The following is a 15663-nucleotide window of genomic DNA, read 5'->3' on the forward strand; positions in this document are numbered from 1 at the left end:
GCTGTCACGACCACAGTTATAATCTTCGTATCGGGGCCTTGGAGAGCGGCGACAATGACGCAGCGCGTGCGCGTGGAAGTGGCGACACATCTGGCCGAAGTCATTCTGGCACGGCCGGAGAAAATGAATGCCCTCGATGAGGCGATGTTCGAGCAGCTGGCCGCTGCCGGCGATGCCTTGCGCGCGCGCGAGGACCTGCGCTGCGTCCTGCTGCGCGGTGAAGGCGACAATTTCTGCTCGGGTATCGATATCGCAAGTCTCGGCGCACTCGCCGCCGATATGGACAAGTTGCGCATGCGCCTGCTGGAGCCGGCTTCGGGGGAGATGGCGAATTTCTTCCAGCGGCCCGCTATCGTTTGGCAGCAGCTCGACGTTCCCGTGATTGCCGTTTTGCGCGGAGCCGTCTTCGGCGGCGGCTTGCAGATCGCGCTCGGCGCCGATTTGCGGTTCGCCTACCCTGATGCGCGTTTATCGGTGATGGAAGTCAAATGGGGCTTGATCCCGGACATGGGGATTACGCGATCATTGCCGCGCCTGGTGCGAAGCGATATTGCGAAGGAGCTGCTGTGGAGCGGGCGAATCGTGCCTGCCGCGGAGGCGCAGACGCTCGGTTTGGTCACCAGGGTCGATGACGATGCGCTCGCCGCTGCGAGAGCGTTCGCAAACAGCATCGCCAGGCAATCGCCCGACGCCATTCGCCGCGGAAAACACTTGCTCGATCAGGGCTGGAACCTGCCCGCCGCGGAGAGCCTCAGGCTCGAGGCCGAACTGCAATTGCAGATACTGGCTCAGCCGGGTCTGCGCGAGGCGATGGCGGCCTCAGTGGCAGGTCGGAAAGCCACGTAGGGCTAGTGGGCCGCCGTACTTTCGCTGCTTGATGGCGCGCTCGGGTTGCGGGGGACCTTCATCAACACGGCCGCAATCAGCGCAATCGCGGCGAAAGCCGTCAACACCAGGAATGCATTGCCGTAGGCGATGACATTGGCCTGGCGCTGTACCTCGGCATCGAGCAGCCAGATGTTCTGCGCAGCGCGCGGCAGAGCATCGAACACCGTGATGCTCTCCGCCAGCCGGGCCCGATTCTCGATCGTCGAGTGACCGAGGTAGTTGCCGATGAGCGAAATGGCGATGGCACCTGCAATCGAGCGGATCAGCGTCGTTACGACGGAGCCTTCCGTGCGCAATGGGCCGGTCAGAGTGAGCATGCTGGCCGTCATCAGGATGCCGAAGGTCGTACCGAGGCCTATGCCCTGCACGAACGAAGCAAATCCGATCGTGCTTGCACTGATGCCAAGTGACAGGTGCACGAGCGGCCAATTGGCGATTGCAATGATCGCAAAACCGGCGGTCATCAATGTCAATGGACGGAAGTACTGCATGAGTCGGGTCGATACCACCGACCCGATTGCAATGCCGACACCGCGCGGCGCCATGAGCATGCCAGCCGATGTAGCCGAGTGGTTCTGCAACTGCTGAAGAAACGTCGGCAGCAATGCCGAGACGATCAGGATCAGCGGATAGATCGCGATCATTGCCAGCGTGCCAGCCATCAGATTGCGGTCACGGAAGACGGCACGGTCGAAGAATGGATTGGTAGCGGTCAACATGTGAACCAGGAACATGGCCAGAGCTGTTGCGCCGACCACGCCTTCGATGAATATCTCGCCGCTTGCGAACCAATCGAGATGATTGCCGCGGTCGAACATCAATTGCAGTGTCAGCAGGCTGACCGACAACAGGACGAATCCGGTAACGTCGAAAGGTCGATTGTTGCTGCCGTGGTCCTTCGGAAGTGATGTCGCGAGCAATAGCCATGCCATCAGCCCGACCGGCGCGTTTACGAAGAAGACCCATCGCCAGCTGCTGGTCTCGGTGAGCCATCCGCCGAGTGTCGGGCCGATGACGGGGCCAACCATCACGCCGACTGTCCACACGCCCATTGCTCGTGCCGCACTTGCACCTGTAAATGCGCGCAGCAGCGCTGCCTGCGAGATCGGCAGGAGTGCAGCACCGAAAGCGCCCTGAATGCCCCGGAACAACACCAATTGCTCGAGGGATATGGCGACACCGCAGGCCATGGATGCCAGGGTGAAGCCCACGACGCTCAACAAAAGGATCCTGCGCTCTCCAAAGCGGATCGCCAGATAACCAACGAGCGGCATGCACAGCGCACTGGTGACGATGTACGAGGTGAGCACCCACAGTGTCTGATCGAGTGTGGCCTGCAACGAGCCCTGGATGTTCGGCAACGCGACATTCGCGATGGTCACGTCGATCGAGTACAGCAATACGGCAACGGTGGTCGCTGCAACGACCAGCCAGGGTCGCTCGGGCGCCGTGCTCACTGCGATGCGGCGCTGGTGGCACCGCCGGCTGGCGAAGCTTGCCGGCCAGCGGCCGCCGTGTCGATCTTTACCGTGGCGCTCATGCCGGCGCGCAAGGGCGGGTCATCGGGAGCGCGCTCGACACTGATTCGCACCGGGATCCGCTGCACCACCTTGACCCAGTTGCCACTCGCATTCTGTGGTGGCAGTAGTGCGAATTCCGCGCCGGTCGCCTGCGCGATGCTTTCGACGCGGCCGTGCCACGCGTGCCGGGCGTAGGTGTCGATTTCGATTGCGACCGGTTGTCCCTCGCGCACCTTGCCAAGATCCGTTTCCTTGAAGTTGGCTTCGATCCAGACCGGATCATTTGCGACGATTGCGAATGCCGGGCCATTGCGGGTGACATAGGAACCCGCCATGGGCAGCTTGCTCACCATGCCGTCGCGCGGTGCATTGATGACCGCCTGGCGCAACTGCCATTCGCTGCGCGCCAGTTTTGCTTCGGCCGCCTTGACGTCTGGATGTGCGTCGATCGGCAAATCCGGTCGGCCGCCGAGCTGGGCGGCAAGCGCCGCAAGGTCGCGCTCGGCTAACGCGACCGCGCCGTCAGCCTCGACGGCCGCGCGGTCTGCGTCGTCGAGTTCGGTCGCGGCTATCAGTTTGCGATTCTCAAGTTCCTGTTTGCGGCGAAATTCCTTGTGCGCGAACTGCGCGCTGCGCCGTGCCAGTTCGAGTGCGGCCTGCTTCTCGGCGTATTGCGCTCTCAGTGTGCTGATTCGCACTCGTTCGGTTTCGACCTCCGCGCGCGCCTCCGTCACGTCGTAACGCAGCGATTCCGGATCGAGTTCGAGTATGGGCTGGCCGGCGCGAACACGATCATTCTCATGGACGAGCACATTGAGGATGCGTCCGTCCACTTCGGCGGCGACAATGACTTTGTCCGACTTGACGTAGGCGTTGTCGGTCTTGGCATAGCGCTGCTGCGCATGCCAATACCAGTAGGCGGAGATTGCCGCGGCGATCGGTAGCACCCAGAGGCCAACGATGCGCAGCGCAATGCGACCGTTCGATCGACGCAGCAATTGGCCAGCGTTGTCAATCACGTCGCGATCCCGGTTGCCCATTGCTTTGCTGGCCTCGCTCGAGCAACGAATCGTGCACGATGCCGAGCAAGCGCATCAATTCATCGCGGTCGGTGTCGCTCAGTTCCCGCATGGCGTGGGCCGCGACCTGCGCACTTATCGTGCGGATTCTGTCGACCCGGGGTCGCGCGCGCGACGTCAGGTAAAGGCGCACCGCGCGCCGATCGGACGGGTGGGGCCTGCGCTCGACCAGGCCTGCCCTGGCCAGGTGATCAACCTGCCGCCCAAGCGTTATAGGTGTGAGTTCAATGGCTGTCGCGAGCTCGCGTTGCGTGCAGCCCTCCATCCGCGACAGATAGGCGAGGGTGCGAAGGTCAGTCTGGGAAATACTCGTATCGTCTCGGCGCGCCATGAAGTCGCGCCGGATCAGGCGTGCGACCTCATGGACAAGAAAAGGCAATGTCGGGGGCGTTTGCACAGGCAGTAGTCCTGACTAATAAGCATGACAGATTATATGCCATACTACTTAAGCAGGTTCGCCCGAGGCGAGGCGTCCATTTTTGTCCAGATAATCAATAATTTGCGCAGCTGCGACGGTGGCATCCCCGGTCGCGGTGTCGACGCGAAGCTCGGCAAACTCGGGCGCTTCATAGGGCGAGCTGATTCCCGTGAAATTCTTGAGCTCCCCTGTGCGGGCCTTCTTGTACAAGCCTTTGACGTCACGCTGCTCGGCTACGGCAAGCGGTGTGTCGACCCAGACTTCGATGAATTCGCCCGGCTCGAACAACTCGCGCGCCATGCGCCGCTCGGCGCGAAATGGCGAGATGAACGATACCAGCACGATGAGTCCTGCATCCACCATGAGCCTGGCGACCTCCGCAACCCGGCGAATGTTCTCGACGCGATCCTGGTCGCTGAAGCCGAGATCCTTGTTGAGCCCATGGCGCACGTTGTCGCCATCGAGGAGATAAGTGCGCTTGCCTTGCGCGGCGAGATTTTTCTCGACGAGGTTCGCGATGGTCGACTTTCCGGCACCGGACAAACCGGTGAACCAGAGCACTCCCGGGCGTTGCCGGTTGTTGCGTGCGCGCGAGGCTTTATCCACATCGAGCGCCTGCCAATGAATGTTGTGCGAGCGGCGTAGTGCAAAATGAAGCGTACCCGCGGCGACTGTTGCATTCGTCAGCGGATCAATGAGTATGAATCCGCCGAGTTGCCGATTCCGGGCATAGGGTTCGAAGGCAATTCGCTGGTCGAGCTCGATTTCGCAGACACCGATGTCGTTGAGTTCGAGTCGCTCCGCCGGCCGTTGCTGCAATGTATCGACATCGATCCGGTATTTGATCGGACTGATCGTCGCGCCCACCGTACGCGTGGCCATTTTCATCAGATAGCTTCGGCCTTGCAGCAACGCGTCGTCGTGCATCCACACGACGGTGGCTTCGAATTGATTCGCGACCTCCGGTGGCTCGTTGCAAAGAGCCAGTACGTCGCCGCGACTCACATCGACCTCGGCGTCGAGTGTCAATGTGATCGCCTGGCCATTGACGGCTTCGTGGAGATCGCCGCTCGCGGTGACGATGCGGGTAACGTGGGCGTCGCGCCCGGATGGCAGCGCGCGCAGCCTGTCGCCGACCCGGACGCGGCCGGCACAAACGAGACCCGCGAATCCTCGGAAGTCCTGGTGCGGTCGATTCACCCATTGTACCGGCATGCGAAATGCGCTTGCCGTGTCCTCGACCTCGGTCGGCACAGTCTCGAGGTGCTGCATCAGCGTCGGGCCATCGTACCAGGGCATGTTCGATCCGGCGTCGATGATGTTATCGCCACGCACTGCTGACATTGGAATGGCAGTGAACTCATTGATATCGAGCGCGGCGGCGAATTCCGAGAAATCCGCCACGATCTTGCGGTACACCGCTGGCTGGTAATCGACCAGGTCCATCTTGTTGATCGCTAGCACCAGCTGGCGAATGCCCAGCAGGTGCACGAGGTAGGCATGCCTTCGGGTCTGGGTGAGCACGCCTTTGCGTGCATCGATCAGAAGTACGGCGAGGTCGGCCGTCGAGGCACCGGTGACCATGTTGCGTGTGTATTGCGCATGACCCGGTGTATCGGCAACGATGAACTTGCGCTTGTCGGTCGAGAAATAGCGGTAGGCCACGTCGATGGTGATGCCTTGCTCGCGCTCGGCCGCCAGGCCATCGACCAGCAAGGCGAAATCCGTCTCACCGCCGCGTGTGCCGTGCTGCCTGGAATCGCGCTCGAGCGCAGCGAGCTGGTCCTCGAAGATCATCTTCGACTCGAAGAGGAGCCGTCCGATGAGGCTCGATTTACCATCGTCCACGGAGCCGCAGGTGATGAAACGCAACAGACTCTTGTGCCGGTGTGTGTCGAGGTAGCGGGCAATGTCGCTCGCGATCAGATCGGATTGGTGGGCCATCAGAAATAGCCCTCCTGCTTCTTCTTCTCCATTGACGCCGCGGCATCGTGGTCGATGACCCGGCCTTGTCGCTCAGAAGATCGCGTCAGCAACATCTCCTGGATGATCGCGGGCAGCGTGTCCGCGCGGCTCTCGATGGCTCCGGTTAGTGGGTAGCAGCCGAGTGTGCGAAAGCGCACGCTACGCATCTGGGGGCGTTCGCCTTCGGCAAGCGGCATGCGTTCGTCGTCGACCATGATCAATGTGCCGTCGCGCTCGACCACGGGCCTCTCGGCCGCGAAATACAAGGGTACGATGGGAATGCCCTCGAGATAGATGTATTGCCAGATGTCGAGCTCCGTCCAGTTGGAGAGCGGGAAGACGCGTATGCTCTCGCCGCGGTGCTTGCGGGTGTTGTAGAGATTCCAAAGTTCGGGCCGCTGGTTCTTTGGTTCCCAGCGATGCTGGGCACTGCGAAACGAGAATACGCGCTCCTTGGCGCGGCTTTTCTCCTCGTCACGCCGCGCGCCGCCGAAGGCGGCGTCGAATCCATACTTGTCGAGCGCTTGCTTTAGTGCCTGGGTCTTCATGACGTCGGTGTGGATAGCCGAACCGTGCGTGAATGGGCCAATGCCTTTCGCGATGCCTTCCTGGTTGACGTGCACGATGAGATCCATGCCGAGCTTCCGGGCCATGGCATCGCGGAATTCGTACATCTCGCGAAATTTCCAGGTCGTGTCGACGTGCATCAGTGGAAAGGGCGGCGTGGCCGGATGGAACGCCTTCATGGCCAGGTGCAGCATGACCGCGCTGTCCTTGCCGATGGAATAGAGCATTACGGGCTTCGCGCACTCGGACACCACCTCGCGCATGATGTGAATGCTTTCGGCTTCTAGCCGCTCGAGGTGGGTCAGTGGAATGCTCACGCGCGCGGTGCTCTTCGAGTGAATGGGCGAGAAAATAACTCTACCATATTATATGCATTGGGTAGTATATAGGCGGCTACACGCCGCGCATGCGCCGCGCTTGGGCCCGGGCGGCAATAGTGGCATATTGCGGTCAAACAATAGATCCGGTTGCGACCGGACGCCTGGGAGGGTCAATGGAAGAGCAGTCGACAACCGGCGCGGCAGCTGACGCTGCCGCACCCGCGAGCACAGCGGCCACGCGCAATATTCCGTTCGAGTTTCGTGCCACCGGCGGCGAGTATTTTCGAATCTGGATCGTCAACCTGCTGTTGACCATCGTCACGCTTGGTATCTACTCGGCCTGGGCGAAAGTGCGGCGCCTGCGCTACTTCTATGGCAGCACCCTGCTCGACGGTGCGTCCTTCGAATATCACGGTCGACCGATCGCGATTTTGAAGGGTCGATTGATCGTCGTCGGCGCTTACATGATTTTCCTTCTGGTAAGTCACTTCCTGCCGCTGATTACCTTCATCATCATTCCATTGTTCATTTTCGCAGTGCCCTGGATCGTGCAGCGATCGCGCTTGTTCCAGATGCGCATGAGTTCCTGGCGCGGGCTGCGATTTAATTTCACGGGAACCTACGGCGGGGCGATGGGCGCCTATGTAGGCTGGGCAATCGTGGCCGCCATCACGCTGTACGTGTTGGTCCCTATCTGGTTGTGGAAGCGAGTCAATTACCTGCTTTCGAATTCGAGCTATGGCGGCGAACGTTTTCGCTTCACAACCCCCATCGGCCGATACTTCGGGTTCTATTTCAAGACAATCGGCTTGATGTTGCTGCTCGGTATCTTGGCAGGCATTCTGGTCGGCGCCGCAGCCGCCGGCGCGGGCAAGCCGGCCGTCGAACCGGGCAACCCGTATTCCATCTTCATGCATGCGCCTGTCATGCTGGCGTTCATTATTCTCGGCGTGCTTGGGCTTGGCATCGCGGGCTATTACCAGAAGTCCTTCATCAATGCCTCGTTCGGCGGTCTCGAGATCGGCAATCACAAAGTGCGCTCCGAGCTTCGCGCCTGGCCATTGATCGGCATCTATGTCAGCAATTTCCTGCTGATCGTCCTGACACTCGGTTTGTTCTATCCCTGGGCCAAGGTGCGGCAGATGCGCTACCAGCTCGACAACACGAGCATCGACGCACAGGGCGGTTTTGATGAGTTCCGTGCCGGCGCCGAGGCCGATGCGAGCGCAGTGGGCGAGGAAGTGGGCGACTTCTTCGACGTGGACTTCGGGCTGTGAGTGGCGCTGATTGATCGCTGGGCAGTATTTTGATTCGAACAGCTCCCGATCCCATGCGGCGCAGCTGACCATCTCGCCGCAGGGCCAGATCCGTCTCGCGGTCGCAACGGCCGAGGAAATGCCGAATCAAGTCGTCGAAGCGTCGGTCACCGAAGTTGGGATTTCCGAGCGCTTGGGCAACATCACGCGTCGCGTGACATTCCCCGATGGCGCGGTATTCGAGACCGATGACAACGATGCGCTCGACCGTGCGCTCGCTGAGTTCGGGCACGTGCCCGGTGTGGTGGATTGGCTCGAGCGGCGTTGGCCCGCGGCGCTCGCCGCGTTGGCGGCGGTCGCGGCGATCACGATTCTCTTCATACGATACGGTGTGCCGGCGCTCGCCAATTTCGCGGCGGCCAATCTGCCGGCCAAGATCGACGCACGACTCGGCGCCGAAGCGCTTGAAGCGCTCGATGGGGTCTTCTTCCGGCCCACGGAGTTGCCGCGCGCCCGGGAGCGCGAGTTGCAGGGCTATCTCGACGACATGGCGGATGAAGTCGATGACGGCCATATGTATCGCCTCGAATTGCGCCGCTCGCCCATCATGGGCGCCAATGCGCTTGCGTTGCCGTCCGGCATCATCGTCATGACCGATGAACTGGTGGCACTATCGCATAATGACGAAGAGCTGATCGCCGTGCTCGCGCACGAGGTCGGTCATGTGCGTCGTCGCCACGCGCTGCGGCAGATATTGCAATCGGCAGGCGTGTCCGCGATCGCTTTTGCGGTCCTCGGCGACGTGAGTTCCGTGTCGGCGCTGATCTATGCGGCGCCGGCGCTCATCGAGGCGAAGAATTCACGAGACTTCGAGCGCGAGGCCGATGATTTCGCGAAAAGCTGGCTCGATGCGCATGGCATTGCGCGTTCGCGTTTCGACGACATACTCTGTCGCATGGATGAGCGGCCCGAGACCGAGGGCGAGGGCGCAGGCGACGAGGGCGATCGCATCGGGCGGTTCCTCGCGACTCATCCGCCGACCGAGGAGCGTGCGCACTGCAGTGAACCGGCCAAGCGGCGCACGGCCGACGCGCGCTGAGTCGGCAATCATGTCAATGAGCCGAGGGGTCAGACATTGCTAGCCATCCTGCTTGCCCTGCTGGCGCTCATCAGTGCCGCGCTGTTGGTCCGGTTGGTTCATATCGCGCGTGCTCGCGGTCAGTTGCAGCCGCGACTCGAAGCCATCGGACTCGGTGCCGTGACCAATTTCTTCGACACCCTGGGCATCGGCTCGTTCGCGCCGACAACAGCGTGGTTCAAGTTCCGCTCGCTCGTTCCGGACAGCTTCATACCGGCCACCCTTAACGTCGGACATGCCTTGCCGACGGTCGCGCAATCGGTCATTTTCCTCGTGCTGCTGGGCGTGCATGTCGATCCTGTGCTGCTTGTCTCCTGCGTTGCCGCAGCCACGGCTGGCGCGCTGATTGGTGCGCCCATTGTCGTGAGTACGCCCATTCGGCTCGTGCAGGCCGTCGTCGGCATCGCCCTGGTGATTGCGGCGACACTGTTCGCGATGAGCAATCTGGGGCTCTTTCCGGTGGGCGGCACTGCTACGTCCCTGCCTGCGGCATCGCTCCTGATCGCAATCGCAGCGCATTTTGTCATGGGAGCCCTGATGGCCTTCGGCATTGGACTCTATGCACCGTCGCTGATCCTGCTGAGTCTTCTCGGCCTCGATCCGCGACTGGCCTTTCCGGTGATGTCGAGTGCCTGTGCGTTCCTGATGCCTGCGACAGGTTTCAAGTTCATGACGTCCGAGCGCATCGATCTGCGTGTCGTCATCGGGATCGCCCTGGGTGGGGTACCCGCCGTGTTGCTCGCGGCCTTTGTCGTGAAGGAACTGCCGATGACCACGCTGCGCTGGATGGTTGTGGCGGTTGTTCTATATGCCGCCGTGCTGCTGTTGCGAGCGGCGTTCAAGGGCGATGCTGCACGCGATCCGACCTCGCGCTGACCGGAGTTGAGACCATGAGAGCAACGATACCTGGCGCGTTTGCGTTGACCCTGGCATTGGCGGCGCAATGTGCCGTAGCAAGCGCCGCAAGCGATGCGCTGGCGGCGCTATTGGACGATGAGCGCGAAGCGGCCTGGCGTGACGATCCACTGCAGGCAACTTACGAAGGCGTGCATCGCTACGACGATCGCCTGCCATCCGTGACGCCGGCGGATCAGGTCATGCGGCTCGCGACGAACCAGCGGTTTCTGGATCGCCTGCACGCGATCGATGTCGATTCGCTTACGCCGCAGGAGCGGATCAGTCTTGAGCTATTCGATTTCGTGTTGAGCCAGCGGCAGATACTGGGTCGCCATCGCGACTGGCGCACGCCCATCAACAGCGACAGCGGCTTCTATGCCGACTTGTTGCTGCTCGCCGACGCGCATCCATTCGCGAACGCTGCGGACTACGAACGCTATATTTCGCGCCTGCGGGATGTGCCGCGATACTTTCGGCAGAATATCGACAACATGCGCATCGGCATGCGGGAGGGATTTACCCTGCCGCGCGAGATACTGCCCGGCATCGCGACGATCATTGCAGGCGCACAGATCCGTAATGTCGAAGAGTCGACGTTCTGGGCGCCATTCGCCCGTTTTCCAGAGTCGGTCTCTGCGTCGGATCGGGAGCGCCTCATGGCGGATGGCCGCAGTGCCATTCGCGATGCCGTGGCGCCCGCCTATGCGCAGTTCCAGGCATTCTTCGAGTCGGAGTATCGGCGCAAGGCGCGCACTAGTGTCGGAGCGAGCGCGATGCCGGGTGGCCGCGAGTATTACGCCGACCTGATCCGCTACTACACGACCTTGCCCGATGCGACCGCCGATGGAATCCATCGAACGGGACTCGCGGAAGTCGCGCGTATACGCGCACAGATGGAAGGCATCGTCAGGGAAGTCAATTTTGCCGGTGACTTCGCGGCATTCCTCGCCTACCTTCGCACCGATCCGCAGTTCTATCCCAAGTCAGGCGATGAGTTGCTACGTGAAGCCGCATGGATCACCCGCGAGATCGATGCGCGCATACCGGATTTCTTTGGACTGATACCGCGCACACCATACACCGTAAAGCCAGTGCCGGCGGCGCTCGCCCCAAACTACACCGGCGGGCGATATAACCCGGGCCCCACGGGTGCAGCCGGAGAGTATTGGGTCAACACGACGCGATTGGATCAACGACCGCTTTACGTACTTCCGGCATTGACACTGCATGAGGCAGCGCCTGGCCACCATACCCAGGGTTCGCTTGCGCGTGAACTCGAGAACGTGCCGGCATTTCGCCGCAACTTCTATCCGCATGCGTTCGGCGAGGGCTGGGGTCTATATTCGGAGTGGCTCGGCCAGGAAATGGGTATTTATCACACGCCCTACGAGCGTTTCGGACGCCTCACCTACGAGATGTGGCGCGCATGCCGGCTCGTGGTCGACACCGGTATTCACGCGATGGGCTGGACCCGCCAGCAGGCGATCGACTACATGACCGGCAACACGGCACTGTCGAACCACGAGATTCGCACGGAGATCGATCGCTACATTGCCTGGCCAGGCCAGGCGCTTGCCTACAAGACCGGCGAGATGCACATCATCGCGCTGCGACGGCATGCCGAGCGAGAGCTGGGGGAGCATTTCGACGTGCGCGCCTTTCACGACGCTGTGCTCGACAATGGTGGCCTGACGCTGCCGGTACTTGGTGAGCAGATCGAAGCCTACATCGCGCGTGTGAAGGCGGCACACTGATGGCGGATGGCGCAGCAGCGCAAAAGGACCCGGGGGCCAAATTGCCCCGGACCGGACTTCGCATCAGCCTGTACGCGCAGGTCATCGCCGCCATCGTGCTCGGCGTCGCGGTCGGCTACCTGTGGCCCGACTTTGCGCAAAGCCTGCGCTGGCTCGGCGACGGTTTCATCAAGTTGGTGCGCATGATCGTCGCCCCGGTCATTTTCCTCACGATCGTGACCGGAATTGGCGGGCTCTCGGTGGGTGGCGCCATGGGGCGAGTTGCGATCAAGACGTTTGCCTATTTTCTGGTGGTTTCGACATTTGCCCTCATCGTCGGTCTCATCGTCGCCAATCTCGTGCAGCCTGGTGTGGGCATGCACATCGACCCGAAGACCCTGGATCCGTCTGCAGTCGACCAGTACGTGCGAAAATCCCACGAGTCGACGGTCGTGGGCTTTTTGCTCGATATCATTCCGACTACGCTTCTCGCCGCGTTGACCGGCGGCGAGATCCTGCCGGTGTTGTTCATAGCGGTCCTGTTCGGCAGCGGCTTGACGCTGGTGGGCGATCATGGCAAGCCACTATTGCATCTGCTCGAGTCCCTGTCGTCCGTGGTCTTTCGCATCGTCGACATGCTGATGCACCTGGCGCCGATTGGCGCCTTTGGCGCCATGGCTTTCACGGTCGGCCGCTATGGCCTCAATACGCTGCGCAACCTGGCAGAGCTCGTGGCAACCTTCTATCTGACGTCGGCTCTCTTCGTCGTCATCGTGCTCGGCATTATTGCGAGAATGAATGGATTTTCGATATTCGCGTTGTTGCGCTATCTCAAGACCGAACTGTTCCTCGTGCTTGGCACGTCCTCCTCGGAAGTGGCGCTACCGCGCCTCATTGCTCGCATGCGCGACGCCGGCTGCCCGCCAGCCATCGTCGGTCTCGTCGTGCCCACCGGGTACTCGTTCAACCTTGACGGCACCAATATCTACATGACCCTGGCGGCGCTGTTCATTGCTCAGGCGACCGATGTGCCGCTCAGTCTGGGTGACCAACTGCTTTTGTTGTCGATTGCAATGTTGAGTTCGAAGGGCGCCGCCGGAGTCACTGGCGCGGGCTTCATTACCCTGGCAGCCACGTTGTCGATTGTGCCGTCCGTGCCGGTGGCGGGCATGGCGATCATCCTCGGCATTGACCGCTTCATGAGTGAATGCCGCGCATTGACCAATTTCATCGGCAATGCCGTCGCCACCATTGTGATCAGCCGCTGGGAAGGGCGTCTCGATCCGTCGAAGATTGAATTCACCGCGAAATTCCGTCCGGGGGATTGATTCATGGCGAGACTCGTTTTTGGTATGAACCAGACCTTGGACGGCTACGTCGATCACACCGCGTTTTCACCCAGCCCTGCGTTGTTCAGCCATCTCACCGACCACATTTGCACATTGGCCGGCAGCGTATACGGTCGCCGAATGTACGAAGTGATGCGGTATTGGGATGACGATCACCCGGAGTGGGGCGAGGCTGAGCGCAGATTTGCGATGGCATGGCGCCGGCAGCCGAAGTGGGTCGTGTCCAGCACGATGACATCGGTGGGCCCGAATGCCAAACTCATTGGCGATGATGTAGAAGTTGTTGTCAGCGGGCTTAAGGAGGAGCTGACAGGAGAAATCGACGTCGCGGGTCCGAATCTGGCGCAAAGCCTGACCGACGCGGGACTTATAGACGAGTATCGAATTTACTTGCACCCCATTGTGCTGGGCGCCGGCAAGCCATTCTTCGCGGGCGCCCGTCCGCCACTTCGACTGTTATCCGTCGACAGAATAGACGTGAGCATTGTCAGGCTGGCATACGATAACGCGTAATTGGCAGACAGCCGGTTTCTGCACATGCGGGCGGCGGCCGACGGCTATTGCACCGGCACATGAGTGGCAAGGAATGCGGTCATCTTTTCGTAGAGTGCAAGGCGCCACTCCGCGCGGCCCAGCGAGTGGTCGCCATCCGGAATCAACAGCAGATCGTAGGGTTTGTTGGCGCGGCGCAACGCTGCGGCCATTTTCTTGCTGTGATCGACGACGACATTGACGTCGGCCGTACCATGGACCAGCAAAATCGGTATGCCGATGCGGCCTGCCTCATCCACCGGCGATCGTTCGCGCAAGGCTGCCTGACCTGTGGAGTCCACACTTGCCTTGCGACCGGCATAGAAGCGCTTGTTTTGCCATGCCCAGTCATCCATCGCACTGACGCCCGCGATGCTCACTGCGCATTGGTAGAGGCCCGCTTCCTTGTAGCTAGCGACTAGAGCGGCAAATCCACCATAGCTCCAGCCGACGATGCACATGCGTTTCGGATCGGCGATTCCCTGGGCGATTGCCCATCGAGCTGCAGCCGTAATGTCATCATGCATGATGGTGCTCCAGGCTTGATCGCCTGCTGCTTCGAAGGCGTAACCAAAGCCGGTCGAGCCGCGAAAATTGACTTGCAGCACGGCGTAGCCGCGACTCGCGAGCACCTGTACGAGCGGGTCGAAACCCCAGGTGTCGCGTGAGTATGGGCCGCCGTGCGGCAAGACGACGAGCGGCAGGTTCCGTGGCTCACGGCCAACCGGAACCGTGAGGTATCCCGGCAACCGCCAGCCCTTGCCGGTGTCGACGTTAATGGGCTGCATCGGCGCGAGCCGCGCGCCGCTCAGCAAGGGGTGCGTGTCGGCAAGCTTGACGAGTTGCCCACTCGTGATGTCAATCTTGTAGTACACGCCCGGATCGACATCGCTCGTTGAGCGGATCAGCATCGATTTGCGATCGTCCGAGGCGTTGACAATGGTGTTGACGGTCTTTGGCAGAGCGCCATCCACTGCGCGTTGCACGCTTCGCGCCCAGCCATCGATGTAGTTGGCGCCTGGCTTGTCGGCCTCGAAAGCAAACCCCAGCACTCCCTGATCGCGCGTCCATTCGATCGACGTATCAACGTCGACGTCGGGGCGGCCAAAGACCGGCTGCATGTTGCTCTGATCGGTCAGGTCGGTTTCGAATATGCCGCGACGACCATTGAAATCTGCAATGACCAGCAAGCGATCCGGATCCGCGCCAAATCCCATCGGAGAAAAGTCGTGCCCATCGAAAGCATTGAAGCGTGCCAGCGTGATCCAGCGCTCACCGGCGGCTTCGCGGGCAATGTACAGGCCGCGTTCGTCCTTGTAGCCAAAGCCAAATCGCACCTCGCCCTTGCGGTCCGCCATCCAGGAGGTAATCGGCTGGCGTTCTCGAAGCACCAGTTTCATGCGGCCGTTGTACACGTCGAGTTTGAAGACCGAGGGGTAAATGTTGCCGTCGTCATCAAGCTCGATCAGGACGTCGCGCGGATTGTCGGGCAGCCAGTGGACGATTCGATCCTGAAACTGTGCCTCACCTGCGCGCCCGTTCTGCACCAGCACTTTGAGGTTCTCACCCGTAAAGTCGACTGCAACAAGACGGCTGGTCCAGTACGGCCGACCGAGATCGAACACGGTGCCATAGAAGAAGCACAGGAGGCGGTCGTTGGTCTTGAAGTTGCAGTGATCGACGTCGAATTGTTTGATGCGTCCGGCGACGACCGAGTGTGCCGCCTTCGTACCAAAGTCAACTGTGACAACCGTGGGATCACCGTCCTTGGTGGTTGTTATATAGACCAGGCGCTGGCCATTCGGCGACAGGCGCGCCGCGCGCATGGCTGGCTCGCCGGCGAAAGCGGTAAGCGGGATCTCGTTGTGGCCCACTGCCGGCCACGTGATGACTAGCCCGAGCAGCGTGGGCCACACGATTCGCCTCATCGCAAACTCCCTTGCGAATTCAGCATGATTCTAGCCTGCCTCGAGTGCCGCCGTCTCAGGTCGTGCAGGCCGCC

Annotated in this window: 13 protein-coding genes; 7 read left to right on the top strand and 6 right to left on the bottom strand. The window is 61.1% G+C overall.

Annotation, left to right across the window (positions count from 1 at the left end; translation table 11 throughout):
* The first annotated feature begins 54 nt into the window (after positions 1-54).
* Complete coding sequence (locus tag R3E77_06420; protein MEZ5499046.1) at positions 55-846, top strand: crotonase/enoyl-CoA hydratase family protein; 792 nt, start codon at positions 55-57, stop codon at positions 844-846.
* A gap of 2 nt (positions 847-848) precedes the next feature.
* On the opposite strand, the gene R3E77_06425 is transcribed toward R3E77_06420, so the two are convergent.
* The 5 genes from R3E77_06425 to cysD all read right to left on the bottom strand — a co-directional run bounded on the left by R3E77_06425 (position 849) and on the right by cysD (position 6754).
* Positions 849-2345: a DHA2 family efflux MFS transporter permease subunit gene (locus R3E77_06425; protein MEZ5499047.1), complete on the bottom strand. Its 1497-nt coding sequence runs from the start codon at positions 2343-2345 to the stop codon at positions 849-851.
* Positions 2342-3427, bottom strand: coding sequence for an HlyD family secretion protein (locus tag R3E77_06430; GenBank protein MEZ5499048.1), 1086 nt, complete (start codon positions 3425-3427; stop codon positions 2342-2344). The genes R3E77_06425 and R3E77_06430 overlap by 4 nt, the downstream gene beginning before the upstream one ends.
* Positions 3420-3818 carry a MarR family transcriptional regulator gene (locus R3E77_06435; GenBank protein ID MEZ5499049.1) on the bottom strand — a complete coding sequence of 133 codons (399 nt, stop codon included), beginning with the start codon at positions 3816-3818 and terminating at the stop codon, positions 3420-3422. Before R3E77_06435 ends, R3E77_06430 begins: the two co-directional genes overlap by 8 nt.
* Before the next feature lie 114 nt (positions 3819-3932).
* Positions 3933-5849 carry a sulfate adenylyltransferase subunit CysN gene (gene cysN, locus R3E77_06440; protein ID MEZ5499050.1) on the bottom strand — a complete coding sequence of 639 codons (1917 nt, stop codon included), beginning with the start codon at positions 5847-5849 and terminating at the stop codon, positions 3933-3935.
* Positions 5849-6754, bottom strand: a complete 906-nt coding sequence (cysD, locus tag R3E77_06445; protein ID MEZ5499051.1) for a sulfate adenylyltransferase subunit CysD — start codon at positions 6752-6754, stop codon at positions 5849-5851. The genes cysN and cysD overlap by 1 nt, the downstream gene beginning before the upstream one ends.
* 176 nt (positions 6755-6930) lie before the next feature.
* On the opposite strand from cysD, the gene R3E77_06450 reads away from it, so the two are divergent.
* The 6 genes from R3E77_06450 to R3E77_06475 are packed head-to-tail and all read left to right on the top strand — an operon-like array spanning position 6931 to position 13643.
* Positions 6931-8034 carry a YjgN family protein gene (locus R3E77_06450; GenBank protein MEZ5499052.1) on the top strand — a complete coding sequence of 368 codons (1104 nt, stop codon included), beginning with the start codon at positions 6931-6933 and terminating at the stop codon, positions 8032-8034.
* A gap of 10 nt (positions 8035-8044) precedes the next feature.
* Positions 8045-9112, top strand: a complete 1068-nt coding sequence (locus R3E77_06455; GenBank protein MEZ5499053.1) for a M48 family metallopeptidase — start codon at positions 8045-8047, stop codon at positions 9110-9112.
* A 36-nt stretch (positions 9113-9148) separates the two neighbouring features.
* A complete protein-coding gene (locus R3E77_06460) occupies positions 9149-10027 on the top strand; it encodes a hypothetical protein (protein MEZ5499054.1) in 879 nt (292 codons plus the stop codon).
* 14 nt (positions 10028-10041) lie between these two features.
* The gene (locus tag R3E77_06465) at positions 10042-11802 is read left to right on the top strand and encodes a DUF885 domain-containing protein (GenBank protein MEZ5499055.1); all 1761 of its coding nucleotides are present in this window, start codon (positions 10042-10044) and stop codon (positions 11800-11802) included.
* Positions 11802-13109 (top strand): C4-dicarboxylate transporter DctA, encoded by a 1308-nt coding sequence (dctA, locus tag R3E77_06470; protein MEZ5499056.1) that lies wholly within the window; start codon positions 11802-11804, stop codon positions 13107-13109. The genes R3E77_06465 and dctA overlap by 1 nt, the downstream gene beginning before the upstream one ends.
* Before the next feature lie 3 nt (positions 13110-13112).
* Complete coding sequence (locus R3E77_06475) at positions 13113-13643, top strand: dihydrofolate reductase family protein (protein MEZ5499057.1); 531 nt, start codon at positions 13113-13115, stop codon at positions 13641-13643.
* A gap of 44 nt (positions 13644-13687) precedes the next feature.
* Here R3E77_06475 and R3E77_06480 read toward each other — a convergent pair whose 3' ends face one another.
* The gene (locus R3E77_06480; GenBank protein ID MEZ5499058.1) at positions 13688-15589 is read right to left on the bottom strand and encodes a prolyl oligopeptidase family serine peptidase; all 1902 of its coding nucleotides are present in this window, start codon (positions 15587-15589) and stop codon (positions 13688-13690) included.
* Positions 15590-15663 lie beyond the last annotated feature (74 nt).

The sequence above is a fragment of the Steroidobacteraceae bacterium genome (assembly GCA_041395505.1).
In the GTDB taxonomy this organism is placed as follows: domain Bacteria; phylum Pseudomonadota; class Gammaproteobacteria; order Steroidobacterales; family Steroidobacteraceae; genus JAWLAG01.

What these genes read in the sequence shown, in the direction of transcription:
- R3E77_06420 (MEZ5499046.1), top strand. Translation starts at nt 55, where the DNA reads ATGACGCAGCGCGTGCGCGTGGAAGTGGCGACACATCTGGCCGAAGTC.
- R3E77_06435 (MEZ5499049.1), bottom strand. Translation starts at nt 3,818, where the DNA reads ATGGCGCGCCGAGACGATACGAGTATTTCCCAGACTGACCTTCGCACC.
- cysN (MEZ5499050.1), bottom strand. Translation starts at nt 5,849, where the DNA reads ATGGCCCACCAATCCGATCTGATCGCGAGCGACATTGCCCGCTACCTC.
- R3E77_06450 (MEZ5499052.1), top strand. Translation starts at nt 6,931, where the DNA reads ATGGAAGAGCAGTCGACAACCGGCGCGGCAGCTGACGCTGCCGCACCC.
- R3E77_06465 (MEZ5499055.1), top strand. Translation starts at nt 10,042, where the DNA reads ATGAGAGCAACGATACCTGGCGCGTTTGCGTTGACCCTGGCATTGGCG.
- dctA (MEZ5499056.1), top strand. Translation starts at nt 11,802, where the DNA reads ATGGCGGATGGCGCAGCAGCGCAAAAGGACCCGGGGGCCAAATTGCCC.
- R3E77_06475 (MEZ5499057.1), top strand. Translation starts at nt 13,113, where the DNA reads ATGGCGAGACTCGTTTTTGGTATGAACCAGACCTTGGACGGCTACGTC.
- R3E77_06480 (MEZ5499058.1), bottom strand. Translation starts at nt 15,589, where the DNA reads ATGAGGCGAATCGTGTGGCCCACGCTGCTCGGGCTAGTCATCACGTGG.